At 37.2% G+C, this 18,651-nt stretch carries 17 protein-coding genes; 13 read left to right on the top strand and 4 right to left on the bottom strand.

All coding sequences use genetic code 11. The features are described from left to right. Positions 1 to 4 precede the first annotated feature (4 nt). Positions 5 to 2,068 (top strand): potassium-transporting ATPase subunit KdpB, encoded by a 2,064-nt coding sequence (gene kdpB, locus RCJ95_RS01160; RefSeq protein ID WP_312128457.1) that lies wholly within the window; start codon positions 5 to 7, stop codon positions 2,066 to 2,068. Between the two features lie 11 nt (positions 2,069 to 2,079). Further along, positions 2,080 to 2,724, top strand: a complete 645-nt coding sequence (kdpC, locus tag RCJ95_RS01155) for a potassium-transporting ATPase subunit KdpC (RefSeq protein WP_257520185.1) — start codon at positions 2,080 to 2,082, stop codon at positions 2,722 to 2,724. 50 nt (positions 2,725 to 2,774) lie between these two features. On the opposite strand, the gene RCJ95_RS01150 is transcribed toward kdpC, so the two are convergent. After that, positions 2,775 to 3,830, bottom strand: coding sequence for a 2,3-butanediol dehydrogenase (locus RCJ95_RS01150; RefSeq protein ID WP_257520184.1), 1,056 nt, complete (start codon positions 3,828 to 3,830; stop codon positions 2,775 to 2,777). A 293-nt stretch (positions 3,831 to 4,123) separates the two neighbouring features. Between RCJ95_RS01150 and RCJ95_RS01145 the strand changes: the two genes are divergently transcribed. Together RCJ95_RS01145 and RCJ95_RS01140 are read left to right on the top strand one after the other, a co-directional pair. After that, on the top strand, positions 4,124 to 5,425 hold the full coding sequence (locus RCJ95_RS01145; protein WP_004227232.1) for a DEAD/DEAH box helicase: 1,302 nt from the start codon (positions 4,124 to 4,126) through the stop codon (positions 5,423 to 5,425). 13 nt (positions 5,426 to 5,438) lie between these two features. After that, entirely contained in the window at positions 5,439 to 6,332 is an 894-nt protein-coding gene (locus tag RCJ95_RS01140; RefSeq protein WP_221680096.1) for a deoxyribonuclease IV, read from the top strand. A 44-nt stretch (positions 6,333 to 6,376) separates the two neighbouring features. Here the strand turns inward: RCJ95_RS01140 and RCJ95_RS01135 are convergent, their stop codons facing one another. Continuing rightward, on the bottom strand, positions 6,377 to 6,613 hold the full coding sequence (locus tag RCJ95_RS01135) for a Nif11 family protein (protein WP_004227236.1): 237 nt from the start codon (positions 6,611 to 6,613) through the stop codon (positions 6,377 to 6,379). Between the two features lie 165 nt (positions 6,614 to 6,778). Between RCJ95_RS01135 and RCJ95_RS01130 the strand changes: the two genes are divergently transcribed. From RCJ95_RS01130 to RCJ95_RS01120, 3 genes are read left to right on the top strand one after another with little or no spacing between them, the layout of a single operon-like run. Further along, positions 6,779 to 7,525, top strand: coding sequence for a metal ABC transporter ATP-binding protein (locus tag RCJ95_RS01130; protein ID WP_004227240.1), 747 nt, complete (start codon positions 6,779 to 6,781; stop codon positions 7,523 to 7,525). A gap of 13 nt (positions 7,526 to 7,538) precedes the next feature. Then, positions 7,539 to 8,402: a metal ABC transporter permease gene (locus tag RCJ95_RS01125; protein ID WP_221680098.1), complete on the top strand. Its 864-nt coding sequence runs from the start codon at positions 7,539 to 7,541 to the stop codon at positions 8,400 to 8,402. Next, a complete protein-coding gene (locus RCJ95_RS01120) occupies positions 8,399 to 8,827 on the top strand; it encodes a Fur family transcriptional regulator (RefSeq protein ID WP_446721801.1) in 429 nt (142 codons plus the stop codon). Before RCJ95_RS01125 ends, RCJ95_RS01120 begins: the two co-directional genes overlap by 4 nt. A gap of 231 nt (positions 8,828 to 9,058) precedes the next feature. Here RCJ95_RS01120 and RCJ95_RS01115 read toward each other — a convergent pair whose 3' ends face one another. Beyond that, positions 9,059 to 9,418 carry a hypothetical protein gene (locus RCJ95_RS01115; protein ID WP_004227250.1) on the bottom strand — a complete coding sequence of 120 codons (360 nt, stop codon included), beginning with the start codon at positions 9,416 to 9,418 and terminating at the stop codon, positions 9,059 to 9,061. A 279-nt stretch (positions 9,419 to 9,697) separates the two neighbouring features. After that, a complete protein-coding gene (gene serC / locus RCJ95_RS01110) occupies positions 9,698 to 10,786 on the bottom strand; it encodes a 3-phosphoserine/phosphohydroxythreonine transaminase (protein ID WP_446721800.1) in 1,089 nt (362 codons plus the stop codon). Between the two features lie 395 nt (positions 10,787 to 11,181). Here serC and RCJ95_RS01105 point away from each other — a divergent pair, with 395 nt between their 5' ends. The 6 genes from RCJ95_RS01105 to RCJ95_RS01080 all read left to right on the top strand — a co-directional run bounded on the left by RCJ95_RS01105 (position 11,182) and on the right by RCJ95_RS01080 (position 18,628). Next, the gene (locus RCJ95_RS01105; protein WP_337976954.1) at positions 11,182 to 11,718 is read left to right on the top strand and encodes a hydrolase; all 537 of its coding nucleotides are present in this window, start codon (positions 11,182 to 11,184) and stop codon (positions 11,716 to 11,718) included. A gap of 275 nt (positions 11,719 to 11,993) precedes the next feature. Continuing rightward, complete coding sequence (locus tag RCJ95_RS01100; RefSeq protein WP_255600728.1) at positions 11,994 to 13,052, top strand: glycosyl hydrolase family 8; 1,059 nt, start codon at positions 11,994 to 11,996, stop codon at positions 13,050 to 13,052. Then, positions 13,033 to 13,890, top strand: coding sequence for a diguanylate cyclase domain-containing protein (locus RCJ95_RS01095; protein WP_369354033.1), 858 nt, complete (start codon positions 13,033 to 13,035; stop codon positions 13,888 to 13,890). The genes RCJ95_RS01100 and RCJ95_RS01095 overlap by 20 nt, the downstream gene beginning before the upstream one ends. Then, positions 13,880 to 15,325, top strand: coding sequence for a DUF2334 domain-containing protein (locus RCJ95_RS01090; RefSeq protein ID WP_369354034.1), 1,446 nt, complete (start codon positions 13,880 to 13,882; stop codon positions 15,323 to 15,325). Before RCJ95_RS01095 ends, RCJ95_RS01090 begins: the two co-directional genes overlap by 11 nt. Then, a complete protein-coding gene (locus RCJ95_RS01085; protein ID WP_221680104.1) occupies positions 15,318 to 16,586 on the top strand; it encodes a glycosyltransferase family 2 protein in 1,269 nt (422 codons plus the stop codon). Before RCJ95_RS01090 ends, RCJ95_RS01085 begins: the two co-directional genes overlap by 8 nt. Then, positions 16,586 to 18,628: a cellulose biosynthesis cyclic di-GMP-binding regulatory protein BcsB gene (locus RCJ95_RS01080; protein WP_221680105.1), complete on the top strand. Its 2,043-nt coding sequence runs from the start codon at positions 16,586 to 16,588 to the stop codon at positions 18,626 to 18,628. Before RCJ95_RS01085 ends, RCJ95_RS01080 begins: the two co-directional genes overlap by 1 nt. Positions 18,629 to 18,651: the final 23 nt, after the last annotated feature.

Raw genomic sequence — 18,651 nt, 5'->3', positions numbered from 1 at the left:
GCATATGGAAACAGTAAAAAAGAGTTTTTTGACAAGTAAGATGCTGAAAAATGCCATGATAGATGCTTTAAAGAAGTTTAGTCCCACTTATATGCTAAAAAACCCTGTTATGTTTGTTGTAGAAGTAGGATTTTTGTTTGTGCTGCTATTAGTTCTTTTTCCAAATATGTTTGGGAGTGTAGTAGAAGAACACGCTCGATTATACAATGGAATAGTTGCTATCCTACTTTTTGTTACAATTCTATTTGCTAATTTTGCAGAGTCAATTGCAGAAGGAAGAGGTAAAGCACAAGTTCAAACTTTAAAAAAAACAAAGACAGTGACACAGGCTCGTGTTTTGCTTCATGATGGTACGGAAATCTTTAAACAGGCCAATGACCTAAAAAAAGGAGATATCGTATTAGTTCAAGCTGGAGAGGTAATTCCAAATGATGGAGAAGTCATTGATGGCATTGCAACTGTGGATGAATCAGCAATAACAGGTGAATCTGCCCCTGTTGTAAAAGAACGAGGTGGAGATTTTTCATCCGTTACGGGTGGTACAACGGTTACGAGTGATTGGTTGATGATTGAAATTACTTCATTGCCTGGTGAATCATTTCTGGATAAAATGATTACGCTAATTGAAGGGGCTAGCCGTAAGAAAACACCAAATGAAATAGCCCTTAATACACTTCTAGTAAGTTTAACAATTATCTTTCTGTTAGTGGTAGTGTCCCTCTATCCAATGACTATTTATTTGAATGTGCCAATTTCTATCGCAACATTAATAGCACTTACAGTTTGTTTAATTCCTACGACGATTGGTGGATTATTATCCGCAATTGGTATTGCTGGTATGGATAGGGTAACACAATTTAACGTCATCGCAATGTCTGGAAGAGCGGTGGAAGCCTGCGGAGATGTGGATACATTAATCTTAGATAAGACTGGCACGATAACATATGGCAATCGAATGGCAGCTGAGTTTCTACCAGTAAAAGGAGTTGTCAGGGAAGAGTTAATGCAAGCTGCATGGCTTAGTTCTCTAACAGATGATACACCTGAGGGAAAATCTATCTTAACGCTTGCTTGCGAATTAGGGGTGAATACGGACGGTGAAAAAAACATTATCCAAACAAGTAAACATATTCCCTTTACTGCACAAACACGAATGAGTGGCTTGGATAGGGTGGATGGCACAAAAATTCGAAAAGGTGCCTACGATACAATAAAAAGAGAGAGTTTGAAGGCAGGGTACAGTATTCCTTCAAATTTAGAGTTGCTGGTTCAACAAGTATCTACAGTAGGGGGGACGCCTCTGGTCGTAGCACTGAATGATAAGATTTTAGGCGTTATTTATCTTAAGGATATTGTCAAGGCTGGACTAAAGGAACGTTTTGAACAGCTTCGTGAAATGGGAATTAAAACCATTATGTGTACAGGAGATAATCCACTTACTGCAGCAGCCATTGCAAAGGAAGCTGGGGTAGATAGCTTTATCGCAGAAAGCAAACCTGAGGATAAGATTCAAGTCATTAAGGATGAACAGGCACAAGGGAAGGTAGTAGCAATGACTGGTGATGGTACAAATGATGCACCAGCATTAGCGCAGGCCAATGTCGGGCTAGCGATGAATTCAGGTACAAATGCAGCAAAAGAAGCAGCTAACATGGTTGATTTAGATTCAAACCCAACTAAAATTATTGAAATTGTAGAGATAGGGAAGCAGCTTCTGATGACTCGTGGCGCTTTAACAACATTTAGTATCGCTAACGATATAGCAAAATATTTTGCCATCATACCTGCTATGTTGATGGTGGCTGTGCCTGAGATGAGCGCATTAAACATAATGAAACTTAATTCTTCAACAAGTGCGATTATTTCTGCCTTAATTTTTAATGCAGTCATTATTCCCTTGTTAATTCCAATTGCAATAAAGGGTGTAACGTATAAACCTATGAGTGCTTCAAAACTTTTGAATAAAAATTTATTAGTCTATGGTTTAGGTGGTATTATAGCCCCTTTTATTGGGATTAAGTTAATTGACATACTAGTTGGTCCACTTTGCCGTAGTTTTGGGCTATAGGAGGAAGGTACATGCGGAAACTATTTGTGAACTTAAAGCAAGCAATTCTTATTACAATAACAATGTTTATACTGTGTGGGCTAATCTACCCGTTTGCGGTGACTGCTTTAGCTCAAGGATTACTTCATCATCAAGCAAATGGTAGTTTACTAGAAATCAATGGTAAAGCTGTTGGTTCAGAACTGATCGGTCAATCCTTTTCAGCACCATCATATTTCTGGGGACGTGTTTCAGCCATTCATTATAATGTTTATACTGAGGATGATACGGTACCAGACAAAAATGGTCAGTTAAATTATAGTGGAGTGACCTCTGGAACTTTTAACTATGCACCATCTAATCCAGAATTGAAGAAGCGAATTGAAGCAGATATCAAGAAGTTTCTACTAGCAAACCCAACAGTAAAACGCCAAGATATACCTGCAGATTTAATGACCGCTTCTGGCTCAGGGCTGGATCCACATATTAGTGTGAAGGCTGCAAACATTCAAGTGAAGCGCATTGCCCTAGCAAGCGGTCTTTCAGAAGATGAGATTGAAAAAATCATTGAAGAAAATACGGAGAAACGAACACTAGGGATCTTTGGAGAAAATAAAGTGAACGTTCTAATGGCAAATTTAACAATCATGAAAAAAATGGATAATAAACAACAATAATAACCATAAAATCAGGTAGAGAAATGCTTGGTTCTCTACCTGATCGTATTTTATGCTTGAGAATTTACAAGAATTTTAATATGATTACGTTCCTTCATTAATGCCTCAAAGCCTTCTGTTACCACTTCATCAAGAGCAATTCGTTTCGTTACAAGCTTGTCTGCAGGGAAGTAACCTTGTGTCATCAGCTCCATTACGGCTGGGAAGATATCGCGGTAGGCAATAATTCCTTTGACTGTTCGCTCTGATAGAACGATATTGTTCGGTTGGATAGCAGCTGTAGACTCCCAAATCGATACGATGATTGTTTCACCTTCAAAAGTTGTGGAGTCAATAGCTTGTTGTAATACCACAGGAACGCCCGTTACTTCAAAGGCAACATCTACACCACCATTTGTTAATTCATGTAGACGCACAACGGCATCTTCATCTTTAGGGTTAATGACGGCTGTTGCACCAAGTTCTAAAGCTTTCGCGGCACGCTCTGCTGAAAGCTCTACAGCATAAATTTCTGCTGCGCCCGCTGCACGTAATGCTTCAATGACAAGAAGCCCAATTGGTCCTGTTCCAAAGACGGCAGCTTTGTCACCGGCTTTTAATTTACTTTGACGCACGGCATGTAAAGCGACTGCTGCTGGTTCTACAAGTGCTCCTTGCTCATAAGAAAGCCCTTCTGGCATTTTGTGAACCATTTTTTCATCTACCATTGTATATTCGGAGAATCCTCCGCCACCGCCTGAAAGACCATGGAAACCTAAATGTTTACAAATATTATATTTACCTTTTTTACAGGCAGCACATTCGCCACATGCAAGGATTGGTTCTACTACTACAGGATCACCAATTTTAACAGATGTAACACCATCGCCAATTTCAACTACTTCACCTGAAAATTCATGTCCCATTACAATAGGTGCTATGTCTTTACTTACATAGTGAGGTTGCTCCACTGGAATAAAGATTGGCCCAGCTGCGTATTCATGTAAATCACTGCCACAAATCCCTGTCCAATGTACTTTGATTTTTACTTTTCCAGGTGCGATGACTGGTTCTTCAATGTTTTCTACACGGATGTCTTTTGCTTTATACCATCTTGCTGCTTTCATAATCTACCAACCTCCCATAATATCTTACAGCTCTATTATAACATGTGGGGAATCTGCTAATCATTAGTTCCCTATAAATTGACATAAAATTTACATATTACAAGCGTTTTCGAACATTGTTACAGCGCTTTTTTGATTGCATATTCTGCGTATTTCAAGTACCTTTGATAAGGGCTTTGTTACGGTGATAATAAAACATTAAAAATATGTTTATGCTAGTAAGAAATAGAACGTAAATATACCTTAAAGTTCGAATCATGGTACAATGAAAAAGATGTTAGGAGGAACGAATGATGTCAAAATATACTGATTATAATTTTCAGCCATTTTTGCAGGACGCCATTGCAAATCTTGGCTTTACAGAACCGACACCAATTCAAAAAGAAATTATTCCGCTTTTATTAAAAGGGAAAAGTGCTATTGGACAGGCACATACAGGAACAGGGAAAACACATAGTTTTTTAATTCCAATTGTTCAACGTATTGATGTAGAAAAACAGGAAGTACAGGCCGTTATTACTTCTCCTACACGAGAGTTAGCACAGCAAATTTTTGATGCATTAAATCAATTAATAGAAGGAACTGCTATTCAAGCAAAACTATTTATTGGGGGTACGGACAAACAACGCTCTATTGATAAATTAAAAACACAGCCACAAATTGTTGTTGGAACACCAGGACGTATTCGTGACCTTGTTTCAGCACAAGCGTTATTTGTGCATACAGCACCAATTTTAGTTGTCGATGAAGCGGATCTAGCTTTTGATATGGGCTTCATTGAAGAGATTGATGGATTTGCTTCACAGATGCCAGAAAAGCTTGAAATGTATGTTTTTTCTGCAACAATTCCAGAAAAACTTCAACCATTTTTAAAGAAATATATGGAAGCGCCAGTGCATGTCCATATGAATGATAAACGACCAGTGGCAGAAGGCATCGATTTTGTCCTTGTACCAGTGCGTTCAAAATCGCGTAATAAACGTTTATTAGAAGTCATTGAGGGCATTAATCCCTTTTTAGCTGTTATCTTTACCAACACACGTAAGACAGCAGAACACGTTGCTGGCTACTTAAATGAGCATGGTATCCGTTGTGGCCAAATTCACGGTGATTTAAGTCCACGTGATCGTAAAAAAATGATGAAGCAAATCCGTGATCTTGACTACCAATACATTGTAGCAACTGACTTAGCTGCTCGTGGTATTGATATCCAAGGCATTTCTCATGTTATTAACTACGAGATTCCAGAGGACTTAGAATTCTTTATTCACCGTGTTGGTCGAACAGCGCGTGCAGGCAATAAAGGGACAGCCATTACTTTATTTGAGCCATCAGACGAGGATGCAGTAGTTCGCGTAGAAAAAATGGGCATTCCTTTTGTGCAAAAAGATGTAAAAGATGGCGAATGGTCAGAGTTAAAAGAGCGTCATGCACGTAAAAACCGTGTGAAGCAAGAGAATGAAATTGATGTGAAAGCAAAATCGTTGGTACGTAAGCCCAAAAAGGTAAAACCTGGCTATAAACGTAATATGAAGTGGGAAATGGAAAAAATTAAAAAACGTGAACGTCGCTTAAAGGCACGCGGTAAAAAATAAGGGGGGCTTTTACATGTTACTTGGCTCACATGTTTCGATGAGCGGTAAAGAAATGCTACTCGGCTCTAGTAAAGAGGCACTGTCATACGGAGCCAATACATTTATGATTTATACTGGAGCACCGCAAAATACACGTCGCAAAGCCATTGCTGACTTGAACATTATGAATGGACTCCTGCATATGAAAGAGCATGGGATGACCAATATTGTTGTACATGCACCTTACATTATTAATATTGGCAATACGGAAAAACCAGAAACATTCCGTCTCGGTGTAGATTTTCTACAATCGGAAATTGAACGTACTGCGGCACTGGAGGCAACGCAAATTGTTTTACACCCTGGTGCCCATGTAGGTGCTGGTGCTGATGCTGGTATTGCTAAAATCATTGAAGGTTTAAATGAGGTACTATCTCAGGACTATCCCGTTCAAATTGCATTAGAAACCATGGCAGGGAAGGGGACAGAATGTGGGCGTTCCTTTGAAGAACTTGCTAAAATTATTGATGGTGTAACGAATAACGAGCGACTTTCAGTATGCTTTGATACTTGTCATACACATGATGCTGGCTATAATATCGTGGAAGATTTTGATGGTGTATTAAACGAATTTGATAAAATTATAGGCGTGGAACGCATTAAAGTATTGCATATCAATGACTCCAAAAATGTGCGCGGTGCAGGTAAGGATCGTCACGAAAATATTGGCTTTGGTCATATTGGCTTTGATGCCCTCAATTATGTAGTACACCATCCACAATTAATGGATGTTCCTAAAATTTTAGAAACACCCTTTGTCCCTCTCAAGAGTGACGCTAAATCTAAGGTAGCTCCGTATAAAGTGGAAATTGATATGTTACGAAACGGTACTTTTAAGCCTGAACATATTGAAGCTTTAAAAGGCTAAAAGCAATAACCCGAAATCAGGCTAGTTCTGATTTCGGGCTTTTTTTATTTTGTAAACAAGGCGATGAGTTGACGAGAGCGCTTTCTTCCTAAAACGGCCTCCACTTCAACAAGAATATCTTTAGGAATACCTAAAAATAGCCAAGAAAATGAGAATTGCTCCAAATAAGGTCGAAGTTTTTTTACTTCAGAAGTCGTAATGCTAAAGCCTTCTTCACGAGCAATCGCGACAATTTCCTTATCCGTGCTTTGTGCTAATTGCTGTAAAAATTGAATACTCAAAGTCAATCCTCCTTTATCTTATTTATTTTCACGAAATCATTTACACGCCTGCAATCAGCTGTTCGAAAAAGCATCCATCCTCTTTTCTTTACAAAAACTGCACTTTCCTTTATACTTACAATTTGTAAATCGTAATGATTTTGAATTAGAAAGAAGCGATCATGCATGAAAACAACACTAATTGACATTGAAAATGTGTCATTTCAATATGACTATACGCAAGTTTTAAAAAACATTTCTTTTCGTGTAGAAGAGGGAGATTTTTTAGCACTACTCGGCCCAAATGGTTCGGGAAAATCAACACTACTAAAAATAATTTTAGGTTTGCTGAAACCTTTATCCGGAGAAATAAAATTATTTGGTGAACCAAGTGCAAATTTTAAGCACCGTGAATGGATTGGCTATGTCTCGCAAAAATCCAATGCCTTTAATTCTGGGTTCCCGGCAACCGTGCAAGAGGTCGTGAAAAGTGGATTAACGAAAAAATTAGGGCTTTTTAAAAGACCTGGCCGAGATGCCAAAGACAAAGTACAAGAAGCTTTAAAGGCAGTTGGCATGGATGCTTATATGAATCGCAACATTGGAGAGCTATCTGGTGGACAACAACAACGTGTTTTTATTGCAAGAGCTTTAGTCAGTGATCCCAAACTGCTCATTTTAGATGAGCCAACTGTCGGCATTGATCACGAGAATGTGCAGTCATTTTATGATATGCTGGCGAAATTAAATCGGGAACAAGGAATTACGATGATTCTTGTCACACACGATGTCGATACGGTATCGAATCGTATCAGCCATGTAGCATGTTTGAATCAAACTATTCACTTCCACGGCTATAAAAATGAATTTGATAATATTTCTCAGGATGCGCTAGACGCTTGGTATGGCCATTCCGTGAGAAAGATTCACTAGAAGGAGCAGGCACATGATTGAAGCAATTTTACATTATGAATTTTTACAAAATGCCTTTTTCTCTGGATTATTAATTGGCATACTAGCGCCACTTCTGGGTGTGTTTATTGTTGTACGTAGGCTATCCTTGATTGCGGATGCTTTGTCGCATGTAACACTCGCAGGAATTGCTGGGAGCTTATACATTAGTCAATCGGTAACAGCCTTTGCAATGCTCAATCCTATTTATCTAGGAATACTAGCCTCTGTGAGTGGCTCTGTCTTGATTGAGCGTTTAAGACGTTTGTATAAGCACTATGAGGAGCTTGCCATTCCAATCATCATGTCAGGTGGTATTGGAATTAGCGCCATCTTTATTTCACTTGCCAGTGGTTTTAGCACAGATTTAATGAGTTATTTATTCGGCTCGGTTTCTGCTGTATCTCGTCAAGACTTATGGGTAGTGATTGGCATTGCTGCCATTGTGATTGTCTTTTTGTTTTTATTTTTTAAAGAATTATTTGTTTTGTCTTTTGATGAGGAATATGCAAAAGCTAGCGGACTTCCGGCTCGTTGGGTTCATCTTTTATTTATGATTGTGACAGCACTTGTCATTGCGGCAAGTATGCGAATAGTTGGAATTTTACTTGTATCATCTCTAATGACATTGCCTGTTGCAGCCGCAATGCGCTTAGCAAAGGGCTTTAAGCAAACCATCATTTTTGCAATTGTTTTTGGAGAAACAGCTGTACTAATTGGCCTAATTAGCGCATTTTATATGGATTTAGCGCCAGGAGGCACGATTGTTGTCACTTCTATTCTGATTTTGTTACTTGTAATCCTAGGGAAGAAAGTAGCATTTAAAATGGCTGCAAAGCAGGGGGAGGTAGCGCAATGAATATTTCAAGAGCGTGGGAAATATTAAAGGAAAATGGCTATAAAAAAACAGATAAACGGGAGTTAATATTAGATATGTTTGCAGCAACAGATAAATATCTAACAGCCCGTGATTTATTGGATGTTTTAAAAAAAGATTTTCCGGGAATGAGTTTTGATACCATTTATCGTAACCTTGCTACTTTTGTGAAACTTGGGATATTAGAAGAAACAGAGCTATCAGGGGAACGTAATTTCCGTATGCACTGTGAATCTGCGCATCATCACCATCATTTTATCTGTATGGACTGTGGCAACGTCAAAGAGCTTAATCTTTGTCCAATGGAAATGTTAGGTGAAAAATTGCCTGATTATGAAATTGAAAATCATAAGTTTGAAATATATGGTAAATGTCCTAATTGTAAGCATGAAACTCTGTCACATTAAATGTGATAGAGTTTCTTAGTGTTGAAAAACAAAACAGTCAATTGAAAGGTAGAAATGGATTTCCGTTGCAGGCTATTTGATTTTCTGTGGGCGAGCGCCGAGCCGCCTGGAAAGGACGCTGGCGGAACGGAAATCAACCCCTCGCCTTGCAAAGTTGCTTTTTCTGCCGTTGACATCTTATTTTTTCTATGTAAGAAGAGGGTGCCTATAAAAGGCTACCCTCTAAAAGGATTAAGCTACTGCAACTCGACGAATCGCAACAATTTTATTGCAATCTACGATTAAAGGAGAAGCAGCTGCTGCACCGGGCTCAAGGAAGTATGCACAGCAATTTCTTGGATCGAAGGAAATGAAAGTCACACCTAAGAAGCTAATACCTCCAGATAAGAAGATATCTAGTGTAGTAGCTAGCTCTAATTTTCTTAATTGGTGACAAATACAGCCTCTACAGTTGCTGCTCATTCTTGGTGTACATTTTTCCTCTTTTTGACAAGGACATTTTTCAACTTTACGTTGACAGCATTTTTCCTCTTTTTTAGGACATTTACAGCCTTGCCAGTTCATATGTGACATGTATCTTTTATCTTCCATTGTCTAGACCTCCCTTCCTCTATTTTCGTAAAGGTAACCCTTACAGTAATAATCTATGTTTGGTGCATAGCTAGAGGCTGGCGATATGTCCGATAGGCAGCTTAAAAATCTATATTTTTCTCAAAAACTTTTGCAATGTGTAAAGCCCTAAGCTGAAATATTGCTATAAACATCTAATCAAGCTAATTGTATGGGGATAGATTTCTTATTTCCTTCTACAAGCGTGAAAAAAAGATGAGTCTTTACATTTCTGTAAAGATTCATCTTTTAAATAGAAGTTTATTGATGTTTTTGTTGGAAATCTACCATGAAATCTCGTAAAGCTTCACATGCCTCAAGGGGCACTGCATTATAAGTGGAAGCACGACAACCACCTACAGAACGATGTCCATTTAGCCCAACAAAACCTGCTGCCTTTGCCTCGGCAAGGAATTGTTTTTCCAGCTCCTCATCTGCAACACGGAATGTAATGTTCATTAAAGAACGGCTTTCAGGTGTGGCATGGCCTTTATAGAAACCATTACTATTGTCAATGGCATCATAAATGACTTTTGCCTTTAATTCATTATGTTTTTCAACTTCTGCTACGCCGCCTGTAGCTTCAACCCATTTTAACACCTCGCCTAGCATATAGATCCCAAATGTTGGAGGTGTATTATAAAGTGAATTACTATCGGCATGTGTTGTATACTTTAGCATCGTTGGAATATTTTTATTGGCTTTTTCAAGTAAATCTTTGCGAATAATTACGACCGTTACACCTGAAGGACCAAGGTTTTTTTGAGCACCAGCATAGATGATTCCGAACTTTTCAATATCAACTGGTTTAGATAGGATGTCACTTGACATATCTGCCACTAATGGAACATTTCCTGTATCAGGGTAGTTTTTCCATTGCGTACCATATATCGTATTATTAGATGTGATGTGAACATATGCATCATCTTCATTGAATTGAATATCTTCTAAAGCAGGAATATTGCGGTATTGGTTTTCTTTTGTGCTTGCAGCTTCAACAGGTATCCCAAATAATTTAGCTTCCTTAAAAGCTTTCTCAGACCATGAGCCTGATAATACATAGCTAGCTTTTTGCTCAGTTGTTAAGAAGTTCATGGGCACCATTGTAAACTGAAGGCTTGCTCCACCCTGTAAGAATAGTACCTCATAGTTTTCTGGAATAGCATAAAGTTTTTTTAATAAAGTAATGGCTTCGTTATGTACTTCATCAAAAATGGCACTTCGGTGACTCATTTCCATAATGGACATACCTGAATCACGGAAGTTTACTAATTGCTGTTGAGCATTTTCTAATACTTCTTGTGGTAGAGCAGATGGACCTGCGTTGAAATTGTATGCACGTTGTGTCAAAGTGGTACACTCCTTGTTTGGTTAATAACAGAACTTTACTGGATTATAACCTAATTTTCAAGAGAAAAAATAAAATTCTTAATATTTGAGCAGAATGGCGACAGGCTCGCAACAAAATGTACACATTTAAGCAGGTATTTTTCATTAAAAACGAACAAAAAGAAGGTTATTTTTGAAATTAAGTTATATTTTCCGTATATTAAATATTTTTTATGGCAATAAAAATGATAATGTTCGTGTTTTTGTTTACGAATACTCCTTTATTAGAAGTGTGAAATCTACAGGCTAAAGCAAAAACATTAAAATCGCTTGTTAGAGAAATTTCCTTATTACTTTACGAGAGATAAGCAGGTTTTTGTATAATATTATAAAGAAAAGAAAAAGAGGTGTTTAGGATGTTTACCGTAGAGAAAGCTTGTTTAGTAGTTGTAGATGTACAAGGAAAGTTAGCAACAATTGTTGATGACAGTGAAATGGTAATTGAAAATGTGGCAAAGCTCGTACAAGCAATGCAGGCACTGGAAGTACCTATTTTATGGCTAGAACAAAATCCAAGTCGTTTAGGCGGAACGGCTCTTGAGATTGCTCAGCATTTACAAGGGCAACCGATTCCTAAAATGGCCTTTAGTGCGTGCCAAGAAGAGACATTTGTAGAAGCGATGAAGGAAAATGGACGCACTCAATTCATTGTGACAGGTATCGAAACACATATTTGTGTGTACCAATCGGCTAGACAGCTGAAAGAACAAGGATTTGAAGTAGAGGTTGTTGTAGATGCCGTATCCTCTCGAACAAAGGCAAATAAAGAAATTGGGCTTACAAAGATGCATGCGCTTGGTATTTCCCCAACTAGCACCGAAATGATCTTGTATGAGCTACTACAACGGGCAGATCATGAGCATTTTAAAACCATTTTGAAGCTTGTTAAATAACGCCAAATAAAATTGAAACAATTGGTATATGTATTCCATTCCTTGTAATAACAATTTTGTTTTCAAGAGAAATATATACAAAGAAATTGGGTTAGATTGAAAAAGTATAGATGTCTGATGGGTCTATAGACCTTTATTGGGCATCTTTTTTACTTAAGGGCTAGATTATACGTGACATTACTCACATAAAAACTTAGCCATTCCATTTGTTGTATACTATAATTAAAAATCGGGAATTCGTAATGGGTAAATAACATTTAATTAGGATGATGACTATGAAAAAAAATGTGAGATGGTTACTGTTAATAGTTAGTGTCGTTCTTATTTCAATAAGTTGTACAGGTAAAGAAGTAGCTTTACAAAAAGAACCTCTTTCACCAACAGAACAATTTGTTATTCAAAATTTACTGAATGATGAAGGGTTAATAAGCACAGATTTAACAAGCCAGAAAGATTTATTTTTATCGGAATCAGTAGGACTATGGCTTGCTTACTTATTAGAAAAAGGCGATCGAGCTCGTTTCGATGACCAGGTCAATGTTATGAAATCCTACTTTTTAAAAAGCGACTTTATTGTTTGGCGACTAGAAGGCACAAAAAAAGCCACAGTTAATGCCCTAATTGATGATTTGCGAATCATCCGTGTATTACTAGAAGCAGGTGAAAAGTGGCATGAATCAACGTATGTCCAACTAGGAAAAAAAATTGGCGAAAATTTGACCATACATGGAATGAATGAAGGATTATTTGTGGATTATGTAGATGTTTCAAGCCTTGCACAAGCAAATACATTGACAATGAGTTACCTAATGCCTTCCGCTTTTTACATAATGGAAAAAAATGGATTGTTGTCTCAACAGCAAGTCCGAGATCAGTTAGCTATTTTAAAAAATGCCCCTCTCACTGAACAAGGATTCTATCCAAAGTATTATGATATTCCCTCTAAAAGTTATAGATTTGATGAAGAACTGCACATGATTGATCAATTATATGTAGCATATCATATGGTTTCCATTGATGAAGATACCGAACCTTTTAAACGCTGGCTGTTAAATCTGTTGAAAAGAGACGGGAAATTATATGGGCGTTATAACGCACAAACGAATCAACCAACCGTGAGCTATGAATCTCCTGCTGTGTATGCAATGGCAGCTCGATATATGCTCGTTTTAGAAGAGCAGCAAAATGCACAGATCTTCATTGAGAAAATGTTATCGCTAAAAGATCCTACTTCAGGTTATGTTGAAAAAAATACACGATCAACGCATAGTTTTGATAATTTACTACCACTATTAGCAGAAAAGGAGGTAGAAAATGCGATTAACAATGAATAGAAATAAAGCAATTTTTATATATGGGTCAATCCTAATCTTACTATTACAAATACCTGCCTATTTTTTATTGCGTCAGGATGCAGAAGGTTATTTACTTTACTTGTTTTTAATGCTTTTAATAGTGCTTACCCTTTGGAGAGGAATGGTATTTGGGCTTATTAGCAGTCTCGTCTTTATTTTTATTACAGGTTCAACATTACTCTATACGGGAATAACTGGAACAATGACATTTCTAAACCCTTCATTTTCCATGCAGTTTTTTTTCCTTTATGGCATCGTGCTGTTACTCCTCATACTTTGTGCAGGAAAGGTGCATGAATTAATGACAGAACAGGCAAGCTACATAAAAAAATTACAAGAAGATGTTAGAAACTATGTAGCAATTGATGTGGAAACAGGGTTTGATAATGAAACACGTATGCGAATAACAGTGAATGAAGAGATGCGTAGAGCAGATAGGCATAAGCACACTTTTGTCTTTATCATTTTAAAACTTGAGAATTATGATCAATTTCAAAAGCTTTATGGGGCTAAAGAAGTCCAACACTTATGGCAACAACTTTCTCAAAGGATACATCAAACGGTTAGACAAACAGATAAAAAATTTCGGTTTCGCGAAAATCATATTGGGTTATTATTAATTGATACAACAGACCAGTATATGGAAATTATTTATAATAAATTAGACCAAGCCTTAAAAAATCATCAATTGTTAAACGGAAAATGGGTAACATTAAATTATAAAACTAGTTTCTATACGTATCTTCCACTTACGGAGTCGACGTTCGATGAAATTTTATCGGATCTGGAAAGAGAGATGAAAACAAATGCGCTCTAATTATAGCTTTTGGATCGCCTTTGGATTGCTTTGTTTTTATACTTTCACTATATGTGACTCTGTACTAGCATCCGAAAAAAATAAGGACATTGCATTGATTTATGTCACTAGTTCCAAGCAGCCTAATATCGATGTATTGGCATTACAAGACATGCTTGAAAATTTTACGTCAGTAGATGTTTTATCAATAGAAGATGTAAACGAACAGATGCTTCAATCTTATAAACGCATTGTTGTTATGAATAACTATCCAACTAGAATTCCTCCAAGTGCCTTGTCTGCAATAGATCAATTCTCAGGGTCGGCCATTTTGATTGGTGAAAATGTATTTCAGTTTTCTCCTTTTTCAAAATGGAAGGAGGGCCCAGTAGTGGAACTTCGAGCTATTGGGGGAGAAGTATTAAATAACCCCATAAAATGGAAAAGTGTAATACCATCAGGGGATTTTGAAATAGTAGAGAGAGCTACCTCTTTGAATAAGACATATCCTTTTATCGTCAAAAAAAATAATTGGTCTTTTATCGGTGATTTTATTAATAAAGATACATTGCAATATCAGTGGCCAGCGATCATGGGGGAGCTTTTGCAAATATCAAAGCCTCAGATACACCCCGCTTTTATTGTATTATCAGATATTAATATGAATACAGATATGCAAAAGTTAAAAAAGCTCGTGCTGGAGTTTTCAGCAAAAAAATTACCGATTGCTCTTGAAGTGGCACCTATTGTAGTAGATGAAAGTGATAAAAGATCCTACTATTTGCACGAAAATAAAAAACTATTAAGTTATTTACAAAAATTACAAAAGGAAGGTTATGCATTTATCCTTTCTTCATCTAATTCAACTGAAAAAAACCTTGAGTATTTAGTGCTACGTAAAATCTATCCTACTATAAGTCAGGGGGATAGTTCCCTTTTTACCAGTAGTATCCAGCAGGACAGTCAGCAATTATTTATAACAAAAAGCGAAGATAACCATACAATTTATCCGATTACAGCGGGATCTATGGCAGAAACAGAAACATATTCTTTCTATCCGGTGAAACAAAAGATAAACCTTTTATTAAAAGTTCCTAATTCTATCATCGGTATTCAATATCCTGCCTATTTTAATGCTTCCTATGTTCAGGAGCTTGCCGCTTATTTAAGGGAACATCCACAAATTGAACTACTTAATCTCAGACAGACGAAGCAACAAGTAACATCCAAAAATGTTTCGATTAAGCAACATGAAAACGGTGAACAAACAATACAATTAGCATTTACAAAGATCGAACGTTTAAAAATATTATTTGATGAACGACCATTTGAATTAATTTTATGGGTGCTTGTCTTGATTGTTTCGCTGTTTGTCACATTATTTTTTATTAGTACCTTGCGTTTACGTATTACCTTACGTAAGAGATTATTTGAGGAGAGGAAAACAAATGGCTAATACATTATTTTTTATATCACTTTTCCTCATTTGGATCATGCTGCTTTATCATATGTTTTTAATGGAGGGTGGCTACTTACACTTTCGTACTTTTGAAAAGCCAATTGATGACTGGGCTAAAAAAATGGACAAGGTTCCCTCTGTCAGTGTCTTTATACCAGCGCACAATGAAGCACTTGTGATTGAACAGACACTACGAGCCATGTCACGACTATATTATCCGAAAGATCAACTCGAGGTAATTGTTATTAATGATAATTCCTCAGATGAAACTGGTGCTATTGCAGCGCGGTACGCAGAGAAATTCCCATTTATTCGTGTCATTGAAACGGTAGAGCCAAACAAAGGGAAGGGTAAATCCTCTGCCCTAAATTCGGCACTAGCTGATTCCACAGGGGATATCGTTGTTGTTTATGATGCTGATAATACACCTGAACGGATGGCTGTTTGGTATTTAGTAATGGGTCTCATGAATGATTCAAAAGCGGCTGCCACTGTTGGGAAATTTCGCGTTATTAATGCAGCAGAAACATGGTTAACTCGTTTTATTAATATAGAAACGATTTGTTTCCAGTGGATGGCCCAAGGCGGGCGTTGGAAATGGTTTAAGGTGGCAACTATACCTGGTACCAATTTTGCAATCCGACGGACAGTTTTGGAGCAGTTAGGCGGTTGGGATGTAAAAGCATTAGCTGAAGATACAGAGCTAACCATCCGTGTTTACAATTTAGGCTACCATATTCGTTTTTTCCCAAAAGCCATTACGTGGGAGCAAGAACCAGAAACCTTAAAAGTATGGTGGAAGCAACGTACTAGATGGGCAAGAGGTAATCAATATGTAGTGCTAAAGTTTTTAAGTCAATTCTTCACTCTAAAAAGAAAAAGTATCATGTTTGATTTATTTTATTTCTTTTTTACGTATTTTTTATTTTTCTTTGGCGTCATTTTATCCAATGCCCTGTTTATTATTAATTTATTTTATGATATTGGACTGACCGTTGGCGACATTGCCCTTGTTTTATGGGTTTTAGCCTTTTTACTGTTTCTAGGTGAAGTGATGATAACCTTAAGTATTGAAAAAACAGAAATGAATCGTAAAAATTTCTTCTATGTCATACTTATGTATTTTACCTACTCTCAAATGTGGATTGTGCTAGTTGTTTGGTCATTACTATTAGAAATAAAGCGCATGTTTACTGGTCAAGAAGTTCAATGGTATAAAACAGAGCGCTTTTCCAAATCAGATAAAGGAGCAGAATAATGAGAACCAAATTCTTCTATTTGTGCTTATTTTGTATTGGTTTTATTAGTTTTGCTAACGATGCAGTTGCAGCTACCATTACCGTAGATGACAACACCATTGCAATAGAAGGCAATCAACAGCAGAAAAAGCCCTTACTAGCACAGCCAATCGAATTACTGGGACCTTCCTCTTCAAGAGATTTTTATTACAATCTAAACGGGGATGTCCCATCCAATAACCAGCAAGTGACATTTCAAATCCAGCATTCTGAGCTACTTATAGCACCATCCTCCTTCACAGTGAAAGTGGATGATGTAGCAATTAAAACAGTTCCATTGAAAGCAGATTCATTAAAACAGACTGTTACCGTTAACCTTCCAAAAGAAGCACTGCTAAAGGGTTCTCATAAAATCACAGCTAGTTTTTATGGAATTCTTAAGGAAGGAATTTGTGTGCCTCCTGGCAACGCAGGTAATTGGCTACGTATTGAAATACTATCGTCTATATCAGCATTTAGTGACGAAAGTGATGCTTGGTCATTAAATAGCTATCCTGCTGCGTTTTTAGGCTATGAGGGATATGCTACGACGGTTATTGTACCAAAGAAGACCTCTGAGGCCACTTTAAATAGTGCATATCAGCTCGCAGCCTTCTTATCCGAACATGGTGACACAGATGTACAGATTGAACGTGAAGATGCTATTAATAAGATAAGAGGTCCTATCATCCTTGTAGGGGCAAAAAGTGAATTTAGTACAAACCTATTCAAAAAGATGTTAACAAATATTAGCGTTGAGCAAGATGCCATGACACTTACGATGCAGGAGCTGCAGAATACAAATTCGAATCAAAAAGTACCTCTTTTAGCTGTAACCTCTTCAAATGGCCAAGCTATTGAGGAGCGACTATCTTTTTTAACCAAAGCAAGCTTATTCGAGCAATTAATTGGTGATACACTAGCGATTAACGATGTTCCTAAAATAGAAGAGTTATCTGATACGACGATTTCATTTAAGCAATTTGGCTTTGAGGATCGACTTTTATCCAGCCAAGCGACTATGACACCCCATTATTATGTATCGTTGCCAAAGTTAGAGGCAAACAAGGAAGCTATTATGCGCTTGATCGTTAAAAAATCAGCAACAATATCTGACAGTAAAGAGGATGAGGATCGAAAATTAGAATTGATCGCGTATATCAATAATGTTCCACATGCAGTAGATTTACGAAAATTAGAACAGACTACAACAGATATGTATGAGGCCGTTATACCGATTCAAACAAATGTGCTCAACAAACTGTCAATGACCGATATTCAGTTTGAAGTAACAGGGTTCCAACTAGAGGATCCTTGCGAAACAACCAATGAACGCTATTGGATTTACATTGATAGTAATAGCACATTATCCATTACAAAAGATGATGCTGAACCAACGTTTACATTACGTGATTATCCTAATGCTTTTCATGAAAATACGTTAATCGTTATACCTGATAATGGAGGAATTGACGATACAACTATGGTATCCCTTTATAAATCGTTAATGACGAATGGTAACATGGCAAAAACCTCGCTGATGAAGGATAAGAATGTGACAGAGGAAGCTTTACAAGGGCATGCAGTCATTTTTATGGGAGAAATGGAACAGCTAACATGGCTTTCCAAGAAAGCCTCAAAAATTCCTCACACATCTGAGCAGCTTATCTCGCAAGGGTTTTTACCAGAGGCAATTGGCCAATATGTGTTCATAACGAAAAATTTCTGGCAGCAAAAAGAGCCTTTATTATGGATTCATTCATTAGAAAATGCTTCTGTAAAAGGTGACTTTTATGCTCACTTGAAAGAGACGAATTCTCAGGCAGACGCTGCGATTGAAACAAAAGAAGGACAATTTGTCGTAGCCGTAAATCAAAATGCTGATAAGGAAGACGTGAAAGTAGCTAAAAAAGATGAAATATCCTATGTTTTAATTGCAGAATTTGTTGGGCTCATTCTTGTCATTGCTGTTATACTGTATATCATCCTTCGTAAACGAAAGAAAAATCAACTAAAACAATAAAAGCAAAGTCGCGAATGTGCGAC

The organism is Lysinibacillus sp. BSL11 (assembly GCF_052928325.1).
Note: the sequence above shows the minus strand (reverse complement) of the source record. Positions and strands in the feature narration are given on the sequence as shown.

Excerpts from the sequence above, each read along its gene's own strand:
- kdpB (WP_312128457.1), top strand. The coding sequence starts at position 5 with ATGGAAACAGTAAAAAAGAGTTTTTTGACAAGTAAGATGCTGAAAAAT.
- kdpC (WP_257520185.1), top strand. The coding sequence starts at position 2,080 with ATGCGGAAACTATTTGTGAACTTAAAGCAAGCAATTCTTATTACAATA.
- RCJ95_RS01150 (WP_257520184.1), bottom strand. The coding sequence starts at position 3,830 with ATGAAAGCAGCAAGATGGTATAAAGCAAAAGACATCCGTGTAGAAAAC.
- RCJ95_RS01145 (WP_004227232.1), top strand. The coding sequence starts at position 4,124 with ATGTCAAAATATACTGATTATAATTTTCAGCCATTTTTGCAGGACGCC.
- RCJ95_RS01140 (WP_221680096.1), top strand. The coding sequence starts at position 5,439 with ATGTTACTTGGCTCACATGTTTCGATGAGCGGTAAAGAAATGCTACTC.
- RCJ95_RS01130 (WP_004227240.1), top strand. The coding sequence starts at position 6,779 with ATGAAAACAACACTAATTGACATTGAAAATGTGTCATTTCAATATGAC.
- RCJ95_RS01125 (WP_221680098.1), top strand. The coding sequence starts at position 7,539 with ATGATTGAAGCAATTTTACATTATGAATTTTTACAAAATGCCTTTTTC.
- RCJ95_RS01120 (WP_446721801.1), top strand. The coding sequence starts at position 8,399 with ATGAATATTTCAAGAGCGTGGGAAATATTAAAGGAAAATGGCTATAAA.
- RCJ95_RS01115 (WP_004227250.1), bottom strand. The coding sequence starts at position 9,418 with ATGGAAGATAAAAGATACATGTCACATATGAACTGGCAAGGCTGTAAA.
- RCJ95_RS01105 (WP_337976954.1), top strand. The coding sequence starts at position 11,182 with ATGTTTACCGTAGAGAAAGCTTGTTTAGTAGTTGTAGATGTACAAGGA.
- RCJ95_RS01100 (WP_255600728.1), top strand. The coding sequence starts at position 11,994 with ATGAAAAAAAATGTGAGATGGTTACTGTTAATAGTTAGTGTCGTTCTT.
- RCJ95_RS01095 (WP_369354033.1), top strand. The coding sequence starts at position 13,033 with ATGCGATTAACAATGAATAGAAATAAAGCAATTTTTATATATGGGTCA.
- RCJ95_RS01090 (WP_369354034.1), top strand. The coding sequence starts at position 13,880 with ATGCGCTCTAATTATAGCTTTTGGATCGCCTTTGGATTGCTTTGTTTT.
- RCJ95_RS01085 (WP_221680104.1), top strand. The coding sequence starts at position 15,318 with ATGGCTAATACATTATTTTTTATATCACTTTTCCTCATTTGGATCATG.
- RCJ95_RS01080 (WP_221680105.1), top strand. The coding sequence starts at position 16,586 with ATGAGAACCAAATTCTTCTATTTGTGCTTATTTTGTATTGGTTTTATT.